The organism is Pseudomonas lini, from assembly GCF_964063345.1.
GTDB classification, from domain to species: domain Bacteria; phylum Pseudomonadota; class Gammaproteobacteria; order Pseudomonadales; family Pseudomonadaceae; genus Aquipseudomonas; species Aquipseudomonas lini_B.
On the sequence record NZ_OZ061318.1, the window covers coordinates 1394272 to 1413974 of the forward strand.

Annotated in this window: 15 protein-coding genes; 8 read left to right on the plus strand and 7 right to left on the minus strand. The window is 58.0% G+C overall.

Features of this window, described 5'->3' with window-relative positions; genetic code table 11:
• Positions 1-115 precede the first annotated feature (115 nt).
• From AB3226_RS06290 to AB3226_RS06305, 4 genes are all read left to right on the plus strand, one after another.
• The gene (locus AB3226_RS06290; RefSeq protein ID WP_367372442.1) at positions 116-520 is read left to right on the plus strand and encodes a response regulator; all 405 of its coding nucleotides are present in this window, start codon (positions 116-118) and stop codon (positions 518-520) included.
• Positions 521-775: 255 nt separating this feature from the next.
• Positions 776-1402, plus strand: a complete 627-nt coding sequence (locus AB3226_RS06295; protein WP_367372443.1) for a response regulator — start codon at positions 776-778, stop codon at positions 1400-1402.
• An 8-nt stretch (positions 1403-1410) separates the two neighbouring features.
• Positions 1411-5055 (plus strand): transporter substrate-binding domain-containing protein, encoded by a 3645-nt coding sequence (locus tag AB3226_RS06300; RefSeq protein ID WP_367372444.1) that lies wholly within the window; start codon positions 1411-1413, stop codon positions 5053-5055.
• A 49-nt stretch (positions 5056-5104) separates the two neighbouring features.
• Entirely contained in the window at positions 5105-8050 is a 2946-nt protein-coding gene (locus tag AB3226_RS06305) for an HD domain-containing phosphohydrolase (protein WP_367372445.1), read from the plus strand.
• Here the strand turns inward: AB3226_RS06305 and AB3226_RS06310 are convergent, their stop codons facing one another.
• Together AB3226_RS06310 and AB3226_RS06315 are read right to left on the minus strand one after the other, a co-directional pair.
• The gene (locus tag AB3226_RS06310; protein WP_367372446.1) at positions 8051-8533 is read right to left on the minus strand and encodes a GAF domain-containing protein; all 483 of its coding nucleotides are present in this window, start codon (positions 8531-8533) and stop codon (positions 8051-8053) included. It lies immediately after the preceding gene.
• Complete coding sequence (locus tag AB3226_RS06315; protein WP_095055472.1) at positions 8530-9420, minus strand: ATP-binding protein; 891 nt, start codon at positions 9418-9420, stop codon at positions 8530-8532. Before AB3226_RS06315 ends, AB3226_RS06310 begins: the two co-directional genes overlap by 4 nt.
• A 151-nt stretch (positions 9421-9571) precedes the next feature.
• Between AB3226_RS06315 and AB3226_RS06320 the strand changes: the two genes are divergently transcribed.
• Complete coding sequence (locus AB3226_RS06320; RefSeq protein WP_367372447.1) at positions 9572-11893, plus strand: response regulator; 2322 nt, start codon at positions 9572-9574, stop codon at positions 11891-11893.
• Here AB3226_RS06320 and AB3226_RS06325 read toward each other — a convergent pair.
• From AB3226_RS06325 to msrB, 3 genes are all read right to left on the minus strand, one after another.
• Entirely contained in the window at positions 11877-12338 is a 462-nt protein-coding gene (locus tag AB3226_RS06325; RefSeq protein WP_123357686.1) for a MarR family winged helix-turn-helix transcriptional regulator, read from the minus strand. The genes AB3226_RS06320 and AB3226_RS06325 overlap by 17 nt on opposite strands.
• Positions 12335-12820, minus strand: coding sequence for a glutathione peroxidase (locus tag AB3226_RS06330; protein WP_008009392.1), 486 nt, complete (start codon positions 12818-12820; stop codon positions 12335-12337). The genes AB3226_RS06325 and AB3226_RS06330 overlap by 4 nt, the downstream gene beginning before the upstream one ends.
• 180 nt (positions 12821-13000) lie before the next feature.
• Positions 13001-13396 (minus strand): peptide-methionine (R)-S-oxide reductase MsrB, encoded by a 396-nt coding sequence (gene msrB / locus AB3226_RS06335; protein ID WP_367372448.1) that lies wholly within the window; start codon positions 13394-13396, stop codon positions 13001-13003.
• 225 nt (positions 13397-13621) lie between these two features.
• Here msrB and AB3226_RS06340 point away from each other — a divergent pair, with 225 nt between their 5' ends.
• Both AB3226_RS06340 and htpX read left to right on the plus strand, forming a co-directional pair.
• Positions 13622-14833 carry a pyridoxal phosphate-dependent aminotransferase gene (locus AB3226_RS06340; protein WP_367375762.1) on the plus strand — a complete coding sequence of 404 codons (1212 nt, stop codon included), beginning with the start codon at positions 13622-13624 and terminating at the stop codon, positions 14831-14833.
• 317 nt (positions 14834-15150) lie between these two features.
• A complete protein-coding gene (gene htpX / locus AB3226_RS06345; RefSeq protein WP_008075669.1) occupies positions 15151-16038 on the plus strand; it encodes a protease HtpX in 888 nt (295 codons plus the stop codon).
• Between the two features lie 185 nt (positions 16039-16223).
• Here the strand turns inward: htpX and AB3226_RS06350 are convergent, their stop codons facing one another.
• Complete coding sequence (locus AB3226_RS06350; RefSeq protein WP_367372449.1) at positions 16224-16880, minus strand: thiopurine S-methyltransferase; 657 nt, start codon at positions 16878-16880, stop codon at positions 16224-16226.
• Positions 16881-16983: 103 nt separating this feature from the next.
• On the opposite strand from AB3226_RS06350, the gene AB3226_RS06355 reads away from it, so the two are divergent.
• A complete protein-coding gene (locus tag AB3226_RS06355) occupies positions 16984-17751 on the plus strand; it encodes a class III extradiol ring-cleavage dioxygenase (RefSeq protein ID WP_367372450.1) in 768 nt (255 codons plus the stop codon).
• Positions 17752-17928: 177 nt separating this feature from the next.
• Here the strand turns inward: AB3226_RS06355 and AB3226_RS06360 are convergent, their stop codons facing one another.
• Positions 17929-19602, minus strand: a complete 1674-nt coding sequence (locus AB3226_RS06360) for a DEAD/DEAH box helicase (RefSeq protein WP_007899905.1) — start codon at positions 19600-19602, stop codon at positions 17929-17931.
• Between the last annotated feature and the right edge of the window lie 101 nt (positions 19603-19703).

Consider the following 19703-nt stretch of genomic DNA (forward strand, 5'->3'; position numbering starts at 1 on the left):
CATTCATGTGTATTTCAACGTCGACAGAATCGCCCTACACACTGTGCAGAGCGGACTGATCGATTGTTCGGCTGTCTCGCGAAATAATCGCACTCCCCTGCTCGACAGATGACGCATGAAAATACCTATGTTCAAACATGATTGGCGCATCTTGCTGGTGGAAGATCATCCCTTTCAGCTACGAGCGACTCAATACCTGCTCGAGAGTTATGGCTTCACCCAATTGACTGCCACTGACAGTGCCGAAGCCGCCTTGCAACAAATGCTCAAGGCTGCGCAACCGTTCGATATTCTTTTGTGCGACCAATGCCTGCCTGACCTTCCAGGCCTCGACTTGATCGAATACGCCAGTCACCGGGGGATGATCAGGCAGGCAATACTTTTGAGCAGCCTGACATCCGTCGAACTGGACCAACTTAAAGTAATGGCCCACGAACATGGACTGCCCTTGCTCGGTTACTTGATCAAACCATTGAAACAATCAGACTTCAGAAACTTGTTGACCTTGGCTTCATCCTAAAAACACAAGAACCAAAACACACTAAAGCCATTACAAAAAATAAAAACCCATACCTCTAACTCAATATTTTCAATCTCTTGAATACCCTCAAAACTTTTGCCCTTCCTCATGCAAAACCTAGTTGATACGTAGTCCGATTCTTCTTCGGTTGTAGGACTTTTCCTGTATTGCTGCTACAGCCCCCTCAGTTCATGCGGCGCCTCAACTATCTGAGCTAAGGTGCGCGCTTTATTTGTGCACGTATGGGATTTGATTATGAACTCCGTTTTTATTGTCGACGATCACCCTGTTATCCGCCTTGCCGTTCGAATGCTGCTGGAACATGAAGGTTACAAAGTCGTCGGCGAAACTGACAATGGGGTCGATGCAATGCAGATGGTTCGCGAATGCATGCCTGACCTGATCATCCTCGACATCAGTATTCCCAAACTGGATGGGCTGGAAGTTCTTTCCCGTTTCAACGCCATGAGTACCCCCTTAAAAACACTGGTGTTAACTGCACAGTGCCCGACACTTTTCGGTATTCGATGCATGCAGTCCGGTGCATCGGGCTATGTTTGCAAGCAGGAAGACCTCAGTGAACTGATGAGTGCGATCAAAGCGGTCTTATCAGGTTACAACTACTTTCCCAGTCAAGCCTTGAACCCTGTTCGTCGTGACGACGCGCGCTGGTCCGACCTGGAATTGTTTAAATCCGTCAATGATCGAGAGCTGATGGTATTACAACTTTTCGCCCAAGGTCGCACCAATAAAGAAATTGCCAAGGGCATGTTTCTCAGCAACAAAACGGTCAGTACTTATAAAAAACGACTCATGCAGAAACTCAAAGCCAAATCCTTGGTTGAACTCATCGATATGGCAAAACGTAACGCGTTAGTGTGAGAAACAGGATGCCCAGCCGCTTGAAGGATCATCTAATACTCATGGCCGCGGGTTTATGCCTGAGTACCTCAGTACTCGCGGCCAAGACAGCCGGCGAGCATTACTCCCTGCTCAGTCGCTCGACGGCCGGGCACATGGAAGTCCAACTGGATACCTCACAACGACAATGGGCTAAAGACAAACGTGAATTGATCCTGGGTACATCGGCCCCGGACTATCCTCCTTTCGACCTGACCCTCAGCGGCCACGACTATGAAGGTTTGACCGCCGATTACGCAGGTATCCTCGGCAAGGCCATAGGGTTGCCGATCAAGGTGCAGCGTTTCGCATCCCGGGGGGCCGCGATCGAGGCGCTGGAAAAAGGCCAGGTCGACATGCTCGGCACCGCCAATGGGTTCGAAGCCGACAACGCCGACATTGCCTTATCCATGCCTTATGCGGTGGATCAACCCGTACTGGTGACACGAGAAGGAGAAACCAGATCGCTGACCGATGGACTTGCCGGCATGCGGCTCAGCATGGTGTATCACTATTTGCCTCTGGATGAGGTAAGGGCGCTGTATCCGAAGGCCATCATTACCTCCTATCCGTCCTACCAGAATGCGATCAATGCGGTTGCCTTCGACCAGGCCGACGTTTTTCTCGGCGACACCATTTCAACCCACTACATGATCAACAAGGGGTATCTGAACAACATCCGCATGGCCAACTTCGGTAAACACGAAGCCCATGGTTTCAGCTTTGCCGTGCAGAAGGACAACCCGAATCTGCTTGCAATCATCAACGTGGTACTCAAGACCATCCCCACCAGCGAGCGAGAAAACATTGCCAAACGCTGGAGTGCCGGCAGCGACATTCTTCTCACCGATCACAAACTGCAACTCAGCCACCGTGAAGAACGCTGGCTGGCACAACATCCGGTTGTGCGTGTCGTGGTTAATGAAGCGTTTGCGCCGCTGTCGTTTTTCGACAGCGACGGCAACTTTCGAGGTGTCACGGCTGATCTGCTCGAGCTGATCAGGTTGCGCACCGGTTTGCGTTTCGAAATCCAGCGCAGCCGAAGCGATGACGAGATGATCGAGCAGATCGCTAACCATCAGGCTGACCTGATCGCCGCCCTGCTCCCCAGCATCCAACGTGAAACGACGTTGAATTTCAGCCGCCCCTATCTGGAAAACTCCTTTGTGCTACTGACGCGCAAAGCGGCCGACAGCCCGACAAATCTCACGCAATTGCAGGACAAACGCCTGGCCATCGCTCAAGGCAATCCACTGGTGGATTACCTGCGCAGCGAGTTTCCGCGGATCAATCTGGTTGAAACCCCGGACACGTTCAGCGCCGTGGAATTGCTCGCCGTGGGCCAGGCAGAAGGTGCGGTGAACTCACTGGTGATCGCCAACTACTTCATCTCATCGCGGATCTTCGAACAGACACTTCAGATCAGCACCACCATCGGCACCCGACAGGCAGCGTTTTCCCTGGCGACCGGGCGCGACGCCAAAGAACTGAATGCCATCCTCGACAAGGCGCTGCTGAGCATTGCACCGGAGGAGCTGGGCATCATCAACAACCGCTGGCGTGGTTATTCGACGCCCTCGCAGAATACTTGGCGCAACTATCACCGAGTGTTCTATCAGATCGTTACAGGCGCTGGTGTTCTACTGCTGATATCCGTTGCCTGGAACGCCTATATGAGACGTCAGATAAAACAGCGTCAGGCGGCCGAACGCGCATTGAACGATCAACTGGAATTCATGCGATCACTGGTCAATGGCACACCTCATCCCATTTATGTGCGGGATCGCCAGGGATTGCTGCAAAGCTGCAACGATAGTTACCTGGAGACCTTCTGCGCGAAACGCGAAGACATCATTGGTAAAGGCGTCATGCAGGGCTGCTTCAGCAACGCCTTCGAAGCACGGGAATATCAGGCGGACTACCAACGCGTCATGGCCGAGGGCACGCCGCTGGTTCTCGACCGTCCGTTGCACATCGACGACCACAAGCTGACGATCTATCACTGGATTCTTCCCTATCGCGACTCGAGCGGTGATGTGCAAGGCATCATCGGCGGCTGGATCGATATCAGCGAGCGGCGGAAACTGTTTGATGAGTTGCGGGCAGCGAAAGAGCGCGCCGATGAAGCCAACCGAGCTAAAAGCACCTTTCTGGCGACCATGAGCCATGAGATCCGCACGCCAATGAATGCAATCATCGGCATGCTCGAACTGACACTCAAGCGTATCGATCACCGTCATCCGGATCGACCCGCCATCGACGTCGCGTACCACTCAGCGAAAGACCTGCTGGAACTGATCGGGGACATTCTCGATATTGCGCGCATCGAATCCGGGCGTCTGAGCCTGAGCCCGGAGCGCGTCAATCTGGCTGAAACCGTCGCCTCGGTGGTGCGGATTTTCGACGGGCTGGCCCGGCAGAAAAATCTCGGGCTGCAACTGCAATTCAGCCCTGCCAAACCGGCGACTGATGTCCTGTTGGACCCGATGCGCTTCAAGCAGGTGCTGTCCAATCTGATCAGCAATGCCATCAAGTTTACGCAACAGGGCCAAGTCAGGATCAGCGTAGAGTTGCAGCCGACCGACGAGCCCGAGCGAGTTGACCTGCAATTGCTGGTTGAAGACAGTGGCGCAGGGATCAGCGAGGAGGATCAACAGCGGTTGTTCGAGCCTTTTGTCCAGGCCGATAACTCCAGCCAGTCAGCCAGAGGCGGCGCGGGGCTTGGCCTGGTGATCAGCCGCAATCTATGCGAAATGATGGGCGGCAGCCTGCAATTGAACAGTGAGCGGGGAGTCGGCACACAGGTTCGGGTTTCGCTGAACCTGGCAACCCTGCCGACGGAACGGATACCGGAACCTGTCGAGCCGCAAATTCACTTGAGCACTGCCCCCTTGAACGTGCTGGTGGTCGATGATCACCCGGCCAATCGCTTGCTCATGTGCCAGCAACTGGAGTTTCTGGGGCATCGATTCAACGTCGCTGCGGATGGCGAGGAAGGGTTCGAGGCATGGAAGAATCAGCCATTCGATCTGGTGATTGCAGATTGCAACATGCCGATCATGAATGGATATGAGCTGGTCCGTGCCATTCGCCAATATGAACAGCAACTGCAGCGCCCTCCCTGTACCGTTTTGGGTTTCACCGCCAACGCGCAGCCGGAGGAAAGACAACGCTGCAAACTGGCCGGGATGGACGATTGCCTGTTCAAGCCCCTCAGCCTGACGGCCTTGAGCCAATGGGTCGAAGGCATCACGCCGAGGGTCCGCGAGCCAGCCTTCAGCCTGGAAGGGCTGCACCTGTTGACCGGTGGCAACCCGTCACTCAACCAGCGATTGTTGGTCGAACTGCTGAACAGCAACCGCCTGGACCGCGAAGCGCTGCTGGCGTTATCCGAGTCGAAGGACCGGCAGTCATTCCTCGACATTGCCCACAAAATCAAGGGCGCGGCCCGAATCGTCCAGGCCTCCCGACTGATCGACAGTTGCGAGGCGCTCGAACAGGCCTGCAATAACAGATTCCACGACGATGAAGTGGCCGATTGCAGCAAGTCCATGGAGCGCGCCATGCTCGAACTCGAGCAGGCGTTGCAACAACAGATGGCACACCATGACAAAAGCACAATGAAGGAGCATTAACTATGCTTGGGGACTGAGCAGTGTGTTAATCATCATGGAGAAAGCTGCAATGCCCAGCCCACTGCGCCCGGATCAACGCCGGTTCCCCCTGCACATCCATATCAGCGTGATGTTCACCTTCCTGTTGTTACTGACCGGGGTGGTACTGGGCATTTTCAACTATCGGCAAACCACCCGGATCATTCTTTCCAGCAGCGAAAAACTCTTCAACCGTATCGAGCAGGATGTCCGTCTGGACCTGCATCGCATCTATCAGCCGATTCGCCACCTGCTGAGCCTGCTGGCGGATATTCCGGCGACCCAGGCGCCCGGCCTTGAGCAGCGCCTGGCGTTGCTCAAGCCCTTCAGCCAATCACTCAAGGACAACCCCGATCTGGCCTCGTTATATCTGGGTTACAGCAATGGCGACTTCTTCATGGTTCGTCCTTTGCCGACCGGAGCCCTGAAAGCACTGGTCAAGGCACCCGACACGGCGGCGTATCAGGTATGGAGCATCGAACACTCAAGCAGCGGTCAGATCCGCTCCCAATCATTGTTTTTCGATCAGAACCTGGCCCTCATCAGTCGTCAGGACAACCCCGACGAAACCTACGATCCCCGTGCCCGTGCCTGGTTCTCCAGCGCCCGCGGCAACCGTGATCAGATCACCACCGCGCCCTACCTTTTTTTCTCCACCCACAATGTCGGCACCACACTGGCCCGGAGCAGTGGCGAGCATGCGGTGATGGGGGCCGACCTTACGCTGGCGGAACTGTCGGCGACCCTGGCCGAACATGTGGTGACCCCCAGTACCGAAATTGTGCTGTTCGATGCCGAGGGGAATGCCATCGCCTACCCCGACAGTAGCAAACTGATTATCGACGACCAGACGGCGCGGTTGACCAAAGCCGCAGACCTGAGCCCCACACTCGCGGCGCTGCTCACCAGCCCCGCCGAGGTCAATCGATTGAACGCCGCGGGTCGTCAATGGATCGTGGCGCGCAGCAGTATCCAGGAGGGTGGCCCGCAGGGACTGCAACTGGCACTACTGGTGCCGGAGGACGAATTGCTCGTCGATGCCTACCGCATGCGCTGGCAAGGCGCGTTGATTACCCTGGCGACGCTGCTGTTGTGCCTGCCGATGGGTTGGCTGACCTCGAGAATCCTGGTCAAACCCTTGCGTGCCCTGGTGCAGGAAGCCGATGCAATTCGCAGTTTCGATTTCAATTTTCCGGCTTCCCGTCGCTCGCCAGTGCTTGAAGTCGACCAATTGAGCGTGTCGATGGCGCGTATGAAAGACACCCTGGCGAGTTTTTTCCAGATCACCGACAGCCTGAGCGCCGAGACCCGTTTCGCCCCGCTGCTGCAACGGGTGCTGTTTGAAACCGTGAAGATCGGCCAGGCCCAGGCCGGTCTGCTCTACCTGCGCGAAAGTGATGACGATCGCGTGGAGCCTCATGCGCTGGTCATCAATGGGAGCTCACAGGCATTGCCGTCATTCGCCATTCAAGGACACACACCTCAGGATCTGCAGAGCCCTCAATGGATGCAGAAATTGTCGAGCACCAACAATGTCGTCACCAGCCTGGGTTTTGAAGAGGCGGGGGATTTGCAGAAGGTTTTGCTGGCACTGGAGTGCCCACGGGTTCATCTGATCGGTATCCGGCTGCACAATCGTCACAACGAAACAGTCGGGCTGCTGGTCTTGCTGCTGGCCGACAGCGGCACGCAGGACGACCTGGAAAAACTTCGCCCGGACCGCATCGCGTTTCTCCAGGCGGTTTCCGGTGCCGCCGCGGTGAGTATCGAAAGTCAGCGCCTGCAAGCCAAGCAGAAGCAGTTGCTGGACTCATTTATTCAACTGCTGGCTGGCGCGATCGATGCCAAGAGTCCCTATACCGGCGGGCACTGCCAGCGGGTGCCGGTACTGACGCTGATGCTGGCGCAGGCGGCCGCAGCCAGTCAGGACCCGGCCTTCAGCAGCTATCAGCCCACCGAAGATGAATGGGAAACCCTGCACATCGCCGCCTGGCTGCATGATTGCGGCAAGGTCACTACGCCTGAATACGTGGTCGACAAAGCCACGAAGCTTGAGACCCTGAACGACCGCATCCACGAAATCCGCACCCGTTTCGAAGTACTCAAGCGTGATGCCTGGATCAACTATTGGCAGGCCATCGCCCTGGGAGGAGACGAACAGCGTCTGGCGCAATTGCGCAATGCGAACCTGGCGGCGCTGGATGATGATTTCGCGTTCATCGCCCGCTGCAATCTCGGCAGCGAGGCCATGGCCGAGGCCGATCTGCAACGCCTGAACACCATCGCCCAACGCACCTGGACCCGAACCCTGGATGATCGACTGGGGGTCTCGTGGGAAGAGAACCGTCGCCAGGCCCGGACCCCGACGCCGACCCTGCCGGTCAGCGAGCCACTGCTGGCGGATAAACCCGAACACTTGCTCGAACGCGCCGACAGCGAACTGATCCCGGCCGATAATCCGTGGGGGTTCAAGCTCGACGTACCGCGCTACAAGTACAACCGGGGCGAGCTTTACAATCTGGGCATCACCCGAGGCACCCTGACCCGCGAGGAGCGCTACATCATCAATCACCACATGGTGCAGACGATTCTGATGCTCAATCACCTGCCCTTCCCCGGCCACCTCAATAACATCGCGGAGATCGCCGGCGGCCACCACGAAAAAATGGACGGCACCGGTTATCCCAAACGGTTGAAACGCGAAGACATGAGCTTGCCGGCGCGGATGATCGCGATAGCCGATATTTTCGAAGCGCTGACCGCCGCCGATCGCCCCTACAAGAAAGCCAAGTCCTTGAGCGAAGCGCTGGGCATCATGGCCACCATGTGCCGTGACGCCCACATTGACGCTGAGTTGTTCGGGCTGTTCATCAACGACGAAGTCTACTTGCAGTACGCCAACCGTTTTCTCGACCCACGGCAGATTGATGCGGTCGACCCGTCAAGCCTGCTGATCAAGGCCGGCTTGATGGCCTGATCAGCAGTCGGTCAGACGCAGGAAAATCGCCGCCAGTTGTTCGATACCGGCCTGATCGCCAGCGGTAAAACGTGCGAGCTTCGGGCTGTCGAGGTCCAGCACACCGATCAGTCGACCGTCCTTGACCAGTGGCACCACCAGTTCACTGTTCGAGGCACTGTCGCAGGCGATGTGCCCGGGGAACGCGTGTACATCTTCAACCCGTTGAGTCTGCAAGGTGGCCGCCGCCGCCCCGCACACACCGCGACCGAATGGAATTCGTACACAGGCGATCTGCCCCTGAAACGGACCAAGTACCAGTTCTTCGTTGCGATTAAGGTAGAAACCCGCCCAGTTCAGATCGTCGAGCTGGTTGAACAGAAACGCCGAAAATTGTGCGGCGTTGGCGATAAAATCACGCTCGTCCGCCAGCAGCGATTCCAGTTGTGCCCACAACATGCCATAGCCCTCAAGGCCTTGGCCGCTTTTTTGCAAATCAATCATGCCTTGTGCTCCAACAGCTTCAGCCCGACCCAATAGCGGGCAAATTGATACGCGCAACGCCCGTTGCGATTGCCCCGGCCCGTGGCCCAGCGCACCGCGAGGATGTCCAGCGCTTCATCACGCTGCCACTCAAGGCCGGCCTTGTCAGCCAATTGGCCGATCCAGTGTTCGACGACGTTGAGGAAATGCTCCTGAGTAAATGGATAGAACGACAGCCACAGACCAAAACGGTCCGACAGCGCGATCTTGTCTTCCACCGCCTCACTGGGATGGAGTTCGCCATCGACCCTTTTCCAGTTCTCGTTATCGCTTTCCTTTTCCGGCACCAGATGGCGGCGGTTGGAAGTGGCGTACAGCAGAACGTTGTCTGGCGCCTGTTCGAGAGAACCATCGAGCACGCTCTTGAGCACGCGGTAATCGCCCTCACCCGATTCGAACGACAGGTCATCGCAGAACAGCACAAAGCGCTGCGGCAACTTGGCGATCTGCTCGACCACGCGCGGCAAGTCCGCCAAGTGATCGCGTTCGATCTCTATCAGCCGCAGGCCGCTTTTGGCGTGTTCCGACAGCAAGGCGCGCACCAGCGAAGATTTACCGGTGCCACGCGAGCCCCAGAGCAAGGCGTGGTTGGCCGGCATGCCGTCGAGGAACTGTCGGGTGTTGCGGCCCAATTGCTCCAGTTGCCGGTCAACGCCAATCAGGTCGGACAAACGCGTGTCGAGGCTGACTTGCAGCGGCAACAGAAAACCGCTGCGTCCCTCGCGCTGCCAGCGTGCGGCCAGGCAGTGCGTCCAGTCGATGGCTTGCCGAGGGGCAGGCAGCAGCGGTTCGATACGGGCCAGAACGGCATCGGCGCGTTCAAGAAAAGCATTCAATCGGGAATCCACGTCTTCTCCTCGGGGCACGTTCACGGTAATGATGGCGGTACAGCGACGAAACACAGCATCTACACCCCTACAGGTGTTTTGCGAGAACATCGGTATCCATTGATCGACTATGCTTGAGCAGCGAAGGGAAACGGAAGTGGTTCAACATCCCATGGATATCAAGTTCAGCCACCGGCTGTCGTACAAACAAGCCCGGGTTACGGTGCTGGCCGGTTTCATTCTGGGCACGCTGCTCAGCCTGCTGCAAATAGGCATCGATTATGCCAGCGAAGACGCCTCCATCAACCGCGAAATACTGTCCTTGCTGGAAATCAGCCATAACCCCGCGTCCCGCATCGCCTATAACATTGATGCCGAACTCGCTCAGGAACTGGCCCTGGGTCTGTTGCGCTCCCCGGCAATCATCGGCGCGCAATTGACCGATAACAACAATACCGTGCTGGCCAGCGTCAAACGTCCGGGCCTGGAAAACAATGACCGGATGATCAGCGACTTCCTGTTCGGCGCCAACCGGCAATTCGCAGACCGCCTTTACCTCGATCACTTGCCGGACGAATCCCTCGGGACCTTGCAACTGGAAGTCGACACCTACACCTTCGGCAGCCGCTTCCTGCGCCGGGCCGAAGTGACCCTGCTCAACGGCTTTGCGCGCAGCCTGATTCTCACGGGTATTCTGCTGGCGCTGTTTTACGTGATGCTGACCAAACCGCTGGTGCGGGTCATCCGCGAACTCAGTGGCCGTGATCCGCGCAGCGCGGAACCGACGTTGCTGGAGTGTCCGACAGGGCATGAAAACGATGAAATCGGGGTCTTGGTCAAGGTCGCCAATCAGCAGTTTGAAAACATCGCCACCGAAATCCAGCAACGGCGCAACGCTGAAAACCGTCTGACCGACTACCTCTCGCAACTGGAAAATATCGTCTCGGCCCGCACCGCCGAACTCAAGGCGATCAATACCCGCCTCAGCCAATCCAACGAGGAACTGGAAGTCGCCCGCAGCACTGCCCTGGACATGGCCGAAGCGCGCTCGGTGTTCCTGGCCAACATGAGTCATGAAATCCGCACGCCCCTCAACGGTCTGCTGGGGATGATCGCGCTCTCGCTGGACGGACCGCTCAATGCCGAGCAGCAGCAACAGCTGTCCATCGCCCATGACTCGGGCAAAGTGCTGGTGGAACTGCTCAACGATATTCTCGACCTGTCGAAGTTCGATGCCGGCCAGCTTGAACTCGAACACATTCCATTCGACCTTGGTTCGCTGATCGAAGACACCGCCAACCTGCTGTCCCAGAACGCCGCGCCGAGTGTCGAGTTGGCATGCCTGATCGACCCGCATTTTCCTGCACTGGTGCTCGGCGATCCGACCCGGGTCCGGCAGATTGTCAGCAACCTGTTGTCCAACGCCCTCAAGTTCACCCGTTTCGGGCGGGTCGATGTGCGTCTTTCCATGTTCGAAGACGGCGTACGGATCGAAGTCTGCGACACCGGCATCGGTATCGCCCAGGATGCGCAGGTCAAAATCTTCCAGCCATTCACCCAGGCCGGTGCCGGTATTACCCGGCAATTCGGTGGGACCGGTTTGGGTCTGGCGCTGACTTATAGCCTCTGCGAAGCCATGCAGGGGCGTCTGACGATCAGCTCGGAAGCGGGATTCGGCAGTCAGTTCTGCGCCGACCTGCCTCTACCCTGCCATACCCGGGCCATTTCTCCGGCAGCACTGCGGGGCAACATCGTCGCGATCACCGCCGCCAGCAGCGGTCTGGCGGAACTGTTGAGCAGTCTGCTGCCCGGCTGGGGGCTCGACTATCAGCAGCGCTCCATCGATGACCGGTTGATCGGTCTGGAGCCGGATGTGCTGATCACCGACTGTCCCGAATGCCTGTTTGGCCTGCGTCCTGGCTTCACCGCGCCGATTCTGCTGGTGACCGCTTACGGCAGTTTCCTGCCCGGCGAGCAAGCCAACGCCCTGGCGCCTTTGCAGCAGCAGGCACGGCCTTTGGCGCGTAACGCGCTTTATCAGGCATTGCGGCGGATCTTGCAGCCGGAACTCACCACGATCAACGGCGCCCGGATCGAAGCCATCTCACCCCTGCGACGCGGACGCATCCTGCTGGTGGAGGACAACCCGGTCAATCAGTTGGTGGCCAAGGGAATGCTCGGAAAACTCGGTTGCGAGGTGAGCGTCGCGGCCCACGGCGGTGAAGCGCTGGATCAACTTGAGCAGAGCGAATTCGATCTGGTGCTGATGGATTGCAACATGCCGGTGATGGACGGCTATGAAGCCAGTCGGCAGATTCGCCGCAGCGGGCGCTGGCCACAGTTGCCCATCGTCGCCCTGACCGCCAACGCCATGTCCGAAGAACGCGAACGCTGCCGTGCGGCGGGCATGAGTGACTACCTGGCCAAACCCTTCCGCCGAGAAGAACTGGCCGCCCTGCTCGACTTGTGGATACCCACTACGACAGCGCTTTGATTTGCCCCAGCAGGTGATCGAGGCCATCGCGCAGATCATTCAGGCGATCAAGATCGACGCCGCTATCGCACAACAGCCGGGCCTTGAGCGGCCCGACCTGATCGCGCAACGCCTTGCCGGCGGGCGACAGGCTCAAGTGCACCTCACGCTCATCGCGCGCCGAACGCTGACGCTGCACCATCTGCAGTTGCTCAAGCCGCTTGAGCAGCGGCGTCAGCGTCCCGGAATCCAGCGCCAGGCGCTCACCCAAGGCCTTGACCGTCGGCTGCTCCGGCGCTGCCTCCTGCCATTCCCACAACACCAGCATCGCCAGGTATTGCGGGTAAGTCAGGCCCAACTGATCGAGCATCGGCTTATAGGCACGAATCACCGCCCGAGAAGCCGCATACAGCTTGAAGCAGAGCTGACTGTCGAGCTTCAGCGAATCAACTGACAACGTATTCATTTGAGCAGGGCTTCGATCTCACGGCTCAGGTCCTGCGGTTTGGTCGCCGGAGCAAAGCGCTTGACCAACTGGCCGTCCTTGCCGATCAGGAATTTGGTGAAGTTCCACTTGATGCCTTGGGAGCCCAGCACGCCCGGTGCGCGCTTTTTCAGCTGAACGAACAGTGGATGGGCGTCGGCACCATTCACTTCGATTTTCTTGAACAGCGGGAAACTCACCCCGTAATTCAACTCGCAGAACTCGGAAATCGCCCCCTCGTTGCCCGGCTCTTGTTTGCCGAACTGATTGCAAGGAAAGCCGAGCACCACCAGGCCTTGATCCTTGTAGGTCTGCCACAGCTCTTCGAGGCCTTTGTACTGCGGGGTGAACCCGCATTTGCTGGCGGTGTTGACCACCAGCACCGCTTTGCCGGCGAAATCGGCCAGGGTCTTTTGCTCGCCCTTGATGGTGGTGCAAGGAATGCTCAGCAGGTTGTCGCTCATGGCACGAACTCCGAATGGAAGAACAAAGACCAAACATAGCGAGCAATTTAATTGTGTGCAATTTAAAATATTGAACACCATTCATCTGTAGGAGCGCTCGCGAAGGCGCTGGGCCAGTCAACATCAATGTTGAATGCCAAGACGCCTTCGCGAGCAAGCTTCGCTCCTACCGGGCTCGCATTACGAGCGGGGAACGAGGTCCAGGCACACCGAGTTGATGCAATAACGCAAGCCAGTGGGCGGCGGACCATCCGGGAACACATGCCCCAGATGCGCATCGCATGTGGCGCAGACCACTTCGGTGCGGATCATGCCGTGGCTGACATCACGGATCTCGACCATGGCGCTGTCGCCGATCGGCGCGTAGAAGCTCGGCCAGCCGCAGCCGGAATCGAATTTGGTCTTTGAGTCGAACAGCGGCGAGTTGCAGCAGATGCAGTGGTAAACACCGTCGACCTTGCTGTCGTTGTACTTACCGGAGAACGGCCGTTCGGTGCCCTTGAGGCGGCAAACGTTGTACTGCTCCGGGTCGAGCATTGCACGCCATTCTTCCAGGGTTTTTTCCAACTTTTCCATTGTTACACCTCAGCAGCTGAAAAAGCCCGATCTGTACCTTTTCCACGGATCGGGCGGCACGTATGATTGCGCCTCGTCAAACGCCAGTCTGGCAGCCAGACCACGTGCATTCAAACGGATTATGAGTGCCGCCATTCGAGGCGTCAGGCCTGTGTGAATACGCAGGATTCCCAGTACGGTCGTTCATACGCCGCCTGGATCGTTCATTTTCGGGAACACATCGCCATGCAGGTCAGCAAATCGAACAAGCTCGCCAACGTCTGCTACGACATTCGCGGCCCAGTGCTCAAGCACGCCAAACGCCTGGAAGAGGAAGGCCATCGCATCCTCAAGCTGAACATCGGCAACCCGGCCCCCTTTGGTTTCGAAGCACCGGATGAAATCCTTCAGGACGTGATCCGCAACCTGCCGACCGCCCAGGGCTACAGCGACTCCAAGGGGTTGTTCAGCGCTCGCAAGGCTGTGATGCAGTACTACCAGCAAAAACAGGTAGAAGGCGTCGGCATCGAAGACATCTATCTGGGCAACGGCGTTTCCGAGCTGATCGTGATGTCGATGCAGGCCCTGCTCAACAACGGCGACGAAGTGCTGGTGCCGGCTCCCGACTATCCGCTGTGGACCGCCGCAGTGAGCCTGGCGGGCGGCAACGCGGTGCATTACTTGTGCGATGAACAGGCCAACTGGTGGCCAGATCTGGCGGACATCAAGGCCAAGATCACCCCGAACACCAAGGCTCTGGTGATCATCAACCCGAACAACCCGACCGGCTCGGTGTACTCGAAAGAAGTCCTGCTGGGCATGCTGGAACTGGCCCGTCAGCACAATCTGGTGGTGTTCTCCGACGAGATCTACGACAAGATTCTGTACGACGACGCCGTACACATCTGCACCGCCTCGCTGGCGCCGGATTTGCTGTGCATGACCTTCAACGGTCTGTCCAAGTCCTATCGTGTGGCTGGCTTCCGTTCCGGCTGGGTCGCTATTTCCGGTCCGAAACATCACGCCCAGAGCTACATCGAAGGCATCGACATATTGGCCAACATGCGCCTGTGCGCCAACGTGCCGAGCCAGCACGCCATCCAGACCGCGCTGGGCGGCTATCAGAGCATCAACGATCTGGTGCTGCCGCAAGGGCGTCTACTGGAACAGCGCAATCGTACCTGGGAACTGCTGAACGACATTCCGGGCGTGAGCTGCGTCAAGCCGATGGGCGCGCTGTATGCGTTCCCGCGGATCGATCCGAAAGTCTGCCCGATCCACAACGACGAGAAATTCGTGCTTGACCTGCTGCTCTCCGAGAAGCTGCTGGTGGTACAGGGTACGGCCTTCAACTGGCCATGGCCGGACCACTTCCGCGTGGTCACCCTGCCACGACTCGACGACCTGGACCAGGCGATTGGCCGGATCGGTAACTTCCTCAAATCCTATCGCCAGTAAGTGGCCTGTCACCGTGCGACGCTGGTTAAAGTCGCACGGTGATTAATTCAGCAACATATCTTTGCCCCCTACCCTGCATCGTTGTTTCAAGCGCTGACTGATGACACGTTTCATGCCCGCGCCTAACAACGGCGGGGGCCTGCGAGGCTAATTGGCTGACAACCGTTTCCCATGCCGACGTCGGAAATGCCCTTCAAGCCGCTAGACTGTTGCTGTAGGACACAGTTTGAAATAGTCACTCGGTTGAATAGCCCGGTGCAGCACCTTATATACCCCGCAGTACGCTACATCTTTAGCACGAGGAGATTTCTACAACCATGATGCGCATTTTGCTGTTTTTGGCCACTAACCTGGCGGTCGTGCTGATTGCCAGCATCACCCTGAGCCTTTTCGGCTTCAACGGGTTCATGGCGGCCAACGGGGTTGATCTCAACCTCAATCAGCTGCTGATTTTCTGTGCGGTCTTTGGTTTCGCCGGTTCCCTGTTCTCGCTGTTCATCTCCAAGTGGATGGCGAAAATGAGTACCAGCACCCAGATCATCAGCCAGCCGCGCACCCGGCACGAGCAATGGCTGCTGCAAACAGTCGAGCAACTGTCCCGCGAAGCCGGGATCAAGATGCCCGAAGTCGGGATTTTCCCGGCCTATGAAGCCAACGCCTTCGCCACCGGCTGGAACAAGAACGACGCACTGGTCGCGGTCAGCCAGGGCTTGCTCGAGCGTTTCTCGCCGGATGAAGTGAAAGCCGTTCTGGCCCACGAAATCGGCCACGTGGCCAATGGCGACATGGTCACCCTGGCGTTGATCCAGGGCGTGGTGAACACCTTCGTGATGTTCTTCGCCCGGATTATCGGCAACTTTGTCGACAAGGTGATCTTCAAGAACGAAGAAGGCCAAGGTATCGCCTACTACGTAGCGACCATCTTCGCCGAACTGGTCCTGGGCATCCTGGCCAGCGCCATCGTCATGTGGTTCTCGCGCAAGCGCGAATTCCGGGCCGATGATGCCGGTGCGCGCCTGGCGGGTACCAGTGCAATGATCGGTGCGCTGCAGCGTCTGCGTGCAGAACAAGGGCTGCCGGTACACATGCCGGATACGCTGAATGCCTTCGGCATCAACGGCGGTCTCAAACAAGGGTTCGCCCGCATGTTCATGAGCCACCCGCCGCTGGAAGAGCGCATTGACGCACTGCGTCGTCGGGGCTGACAGGCTCTGCACAAAAAAAGGCCCGCAGTGATGCGGGCCTTTTTTTGTCTGTTTGATTAGTGCGGTGCTCTTGAGACCCTCATCGCGGGCAAGCCCGCTCCCACAAGGATATGCGTTTGTCGATGCACCACCATCCCCTGTGGGAGCGGGCTTGCCCGCGATGAGGTCAGCACAATCAGCAGCTTTTATCGACTGGAAATCCGATAAACCCGCTCCTCAAGCCGCGTCACACCGGCCTCGAGAAACTTCCAGCTCTCGCCCAGAACATCCTGGTCTTCCAGAGTCTTCAGCGCCCACACATCGCCGAACAACCGTTGCACCTCGTCATCAAGCACAGCAAACGGTGGCCCGGCCATTTGCGCCTGGTCGTAATCCAGCGTAATCAAAAGCCCTAAAGAATCCTGCGGCAGAATCCGAATCAAATGAGCCGCATACTGCTCACGCATTGCCGGCGGCAGGGCAATCAACGCCGCGCGGTCGTACAGCCCACTGCAATCGGCGACATCGCCTGCCGTCAGCTCAAAGAAATCGCCACACCACAACTCGATTGAACCGGCACGGTAGACCTTGAACGGCCCCTGCTCACTGACGTCCGGGTCAAATTGATGCTCACTGAAGAAATCCTCCACGGCCTTTTCCGACAGCTCAATCCCCAAGACCTCATGACCTAGGTGCGCCAGCCACAACAGATCCAGACTTTTCCCACACAGCGGCACCAGCACGCGAGCGCCCTTTTCCAGGCTCAGCGCTGGCCAGAACCGTTGCAGATAAGGATTCACTTCCGGCAGATGAAAGCCGATCTGATTCGACGCCCATCGTTTGTGCCAAAACTCCGGCTGCATAATTAACCCCGAAAAATTCGATCAAAAGACCCTAAAACTTATATTAGATTTAGATCAATGATCTGACTGAAGATGGTGCCATCTTACTCTCAGGAGCTCATACATGTTCCCCAGCCTGTATATCTCTCATGGCTCCCCGATGCTAGCCCTGGAACCTGGCGCCAGCGGGCCGGCTCTCGCGCGCCTGGCCGCGGCATTGCCGAAACCCAGGGCCATCGTGATGGTTTCCGCGCACTGGGAAAGCAGCGAACTGCTGGTCAGCGGCAACCCCCAACCTGAAACCTGGCACGACTTCGGCGGCTTTCCGCAGGCCTTGTTCGAGGTGCAATACCCGGCCCCCGGCAATCCACAACTGGCGGCGGAGGTGGTCGAGCTGCTGAAAGCCGATGGCCTGCCGGCGCGGATCGACAGCCAGCGACCGTTCGACCATGGTGTTTGGGTGCCCTTGGCGTTGATGTATCCGCAAGCTGATATCCCGGTGGTGCAGGTCTCGCTGCCCACCCGTGGCGGCCCTGCCCTGCAAACCCGTGTCGGCCATGCGTTGGCCAGCCTGCGCGAGCACGGTGTGCTGTTGATCGGCTCCGGCAGCATCACCCACAACCTGCGCGAACTGGACTGGCACGCTGGCCCGGAAAGCGTCGAACCCTGGGCCAAGGCGTTCCGCGACTGGATGATCGAGAAACTCGAAGCGAACGACGAAGCCGCATTGCACGACTATCGTCAGCAAGCTCCGAATGCTGTGCGCAACCATCCGAGTGACGAGCATCTGCTGCCGCTGTACTTTGCCCGCGCGGCCGGGGGTGAGTTCAGCATTGCGCACAAGGGTTTCACCATGGGAGCACTTGGGATGGACATTTATCGCTTTGGCTGACACTTGATCGTTCCCACGCTCTGCGTGGGAATGCAGCCCGGGACGCTCCGCGCCCCAGAAGCGGACGCAGAGCGTCCATTGATTAATTCCCACGCAGAGCGTGGGAACGATCAGGCAAAAAAAATCCCCGAACCAGTCGGGGATTTTTTATGTTCGATCAATCAGCTCGAGAGCGGATTAATCTTCGCGGTAGCGACGCAGCTTCAACTGCTTACCGGCAACGCGAGTGTCCTTCAGTTTGGTCAGGAGTTTCTCCAGACCATCTTCCGGCAGCTCGACGAGGCTGAAGCTGTCACGCACCTGGATGCGACCGATGGCTTCACGCGCCAAACCGCCTTCATTCAGGATGGCGCCCAGCAGGTTCTTGGCAGCGATACCATCACGCGCACCCAGCGCGGTACGGCAACGAGCACGACCTTCAGCCAATGGAACCGGAGCGCGACGCTCACGATCACCACGGTCCGGACGATCACCGGAACGCTCTGGACGATCGCCACGCGGTGCGTTGTTCGGCACCAGTGGACGTTCTTTCTCGATTGCAGCCAGGGTCAGCGCCTGAGCGTTGGTTGCCTTGCGCAGCAGAGCAGCGGCCAGTGCACGCGGGGTGCAACCGATGTCGGCGGTCAGGCGATCCAGCAGATCACCGTGAGTCGATTCGGCATCAGCGACCAGCGGCGACAGGCTGTTGGTCAGTTTCTTGATGCGGGCATCGAGAACGGCCTGGGCATCCGGCAGACGAACTTCGGCAACCTTCTGACCGGTTACACGCTCGATCACTTGCAGCATGCGGCGCTCACGCGGAGTCACCAGCAGCAGCGCACGACCTTCGCGACCGGCACGGCCGGTACGGCCGATACGGTGAACGTAGGACTCAGGATCGTACGGCATGTCAACGTTGAACACGTGAGTGATACGCGGAACGTCCAGACCACGAGCGGCAACGTCGGTCGCCACAACGATGTCCAGACGACCATCCTTGAGGGATTCGATCACGCGCTCACGCTGGTTCTGAGCAATGTCACCGTTCAGCGCAGCGGCTTTGTAGCCTTTGGCTTCCAGGGCACTGGCCAGGTCCAGGGTCGCTTGCTTGGTGCGCACGAACATGATCAGGGCGTCGAAATCTTCCACTTCCAGCAGGCTCAATACAGCCGAGGTCTTCTGGTCAGCGTGAACCAACAGGTGAGCCTGTTCGATCGCGGTAACGGTCTGAGTCTTGGTCTGGATCTTCACGTGTTGCGGATCGCGCAGATGGCGTTCAGCAATGGCACGGATCGACTGCGGCAGGGTGGCCGAGAACAATACTGTCTGACGGGTTGCTGGCAGGGCCTTGAAGATAACTTCGAGGTCGTCCATGAAACCCAGTTTGAGCATTTCATCAGCTTCGTCGAGAACCAGGTGGTTCACGGTAGCCAGAACTTTTTCGTCACGACGCAGGTGGTCGCACAGACGGCCCGGCGTGGCGACAACGATCTGTGCGCCATTACGGATTGCTTTCAGTTGTGGGCCCATAGGCGCGCCGCCGTAAACGGCCACAACGGTAACGCCCGGCATTTGCTTGGCGTAGGTTTCGAAAGCGGTTGCTACTTGCAGCGCCAACTCACGGGTTGGCGCCAGGATCAGGGCTTGCGGCTCGCGCTTGGCAGGATCGATGCGGTGCAGGATCGGCAGGGCGAACGCGGCGGTTTTACCCGTACCGGTTTGCGCTTGGCCAATCATGTCGTGGCCGGCCATGATGATCGGGATCGATTGCTGCTGAATAGCCGAAGGCTCTTCGTAGCCGGTCGCAATGACGGCTGCAAGAATATTCGGATTAAGATTAAAAGCGGCGAAGCCGCCGGTTTCCTGGGTCATGGGTCTGCCTCTAAGTGCATCCGCAAAGACCCATGCTCCAAAGCTGCGCATGCCGTGTAAGACTCAAGAGTCGCCCTGGCTGCTTTGTCGGCGGGGATTTG

Excerpts from the sequence above, each read along its gene's own strand:
- AB3226_RS06290 (WP_367372442.1), top strand. The coding sequence starts at position 116 with ATGAAAATACCTATGTTCAAACATGATTGGCGCATCTTGCTGGTGGAA.
- AB3226_RS06295 (WP_367372443.1), top strand. The coding sequence starts at position 776 with ATGAACTCCGTTTTTATTGTCGACGATCACCCTGTTATCCGCCTTGCC.
- AB3226_RS06300 (WP_367372444.1), top strand. The coding sequence starts at position 1,411 with ATGCCCAGCCGCTTGAAGGATCATCTAATACTCATGGCCGCGGGTTTA.
- AB3226_RS06305 (WP_367372445.1), top strand. The coding sequence starts at position 5,105 with ATGCCCAGCCCACTGCGCCCGGATCAACGCCGGTTCCCCCTGCACATC.
- AB3226_RS06310 (WP_367372446.1), bottom strand. The coding sequence starts at position 8,533 with ATGATTGATTTGCAAAAAAGCGGCCAAGGCCTTGAGGGCTATGGCATG.
- AB3226_RS06320 (WP_367372447.1), top strand. The coding sequence starts at position 9,572 with ATGGATATCAAGTTCAGCCACCGGCTGTCGTACAAACAAGCCCGGGTT.
- AB3226_RS06325 (WP_123357686.1), bottom strand. The coding sequence starts at position 12,338 with ATGAATACGTTGTCAGTTGATTCGCTGAAGCTCGACAGTCAGCTCTGC.
- AB3226_RS06330 (WP_008009392.1), bottom strand. The coding sequence starts at position 12,820 with ATGAGCGACAACCTGCTGAGCATTCCTTGCACCACCATCAAGGGCGAG.
- msrB (WP_367372448.1), bottom strand. The coding sequence starts at position 13,396 with ATGGAAAAGTTGGAAAAAACCCTGGAAGAATGGCGTGCAATGCTCGAC.
- AB3226_RS06340 (WP_367375762.1), top strand. The coding sequence starts at position 13,622 with ATGCAGGTCAGCAAATCGAACAAGCTCGCCAACGTCTGCTACGACATT.
- htpX (WP_008075669.1), top strand. The coding sequence starts at position 15,151 with ATGATGCGCATTTTGCTGTTTTTGGCCACTAACCTGGCGGTCGTGCTG.
- AB3226_RS06350 (WP_367372449.1), bottom strand. The coding sequence starts at position 16,880 with ATGCAGCCGGAGTTTTGGCACAAACGATGGGCGTCGAATCAGATCGGC.
- AB3226_RS06355 (WP_367372450.1), top strand. The coding sequence starts at position 16,984 with ATGTTCCCCAGCCTGTATATCTCTCATGGCTCCCCGATGCTAGCCCTG.
- AB3226_RS06360 (WP_007899905.1), bottom strand. The coding sequence starts at position 19,602 with ATGACCCAGGAAACCGGCGGCTTCGCCGCTTTTAATCTTAATCCGAAT.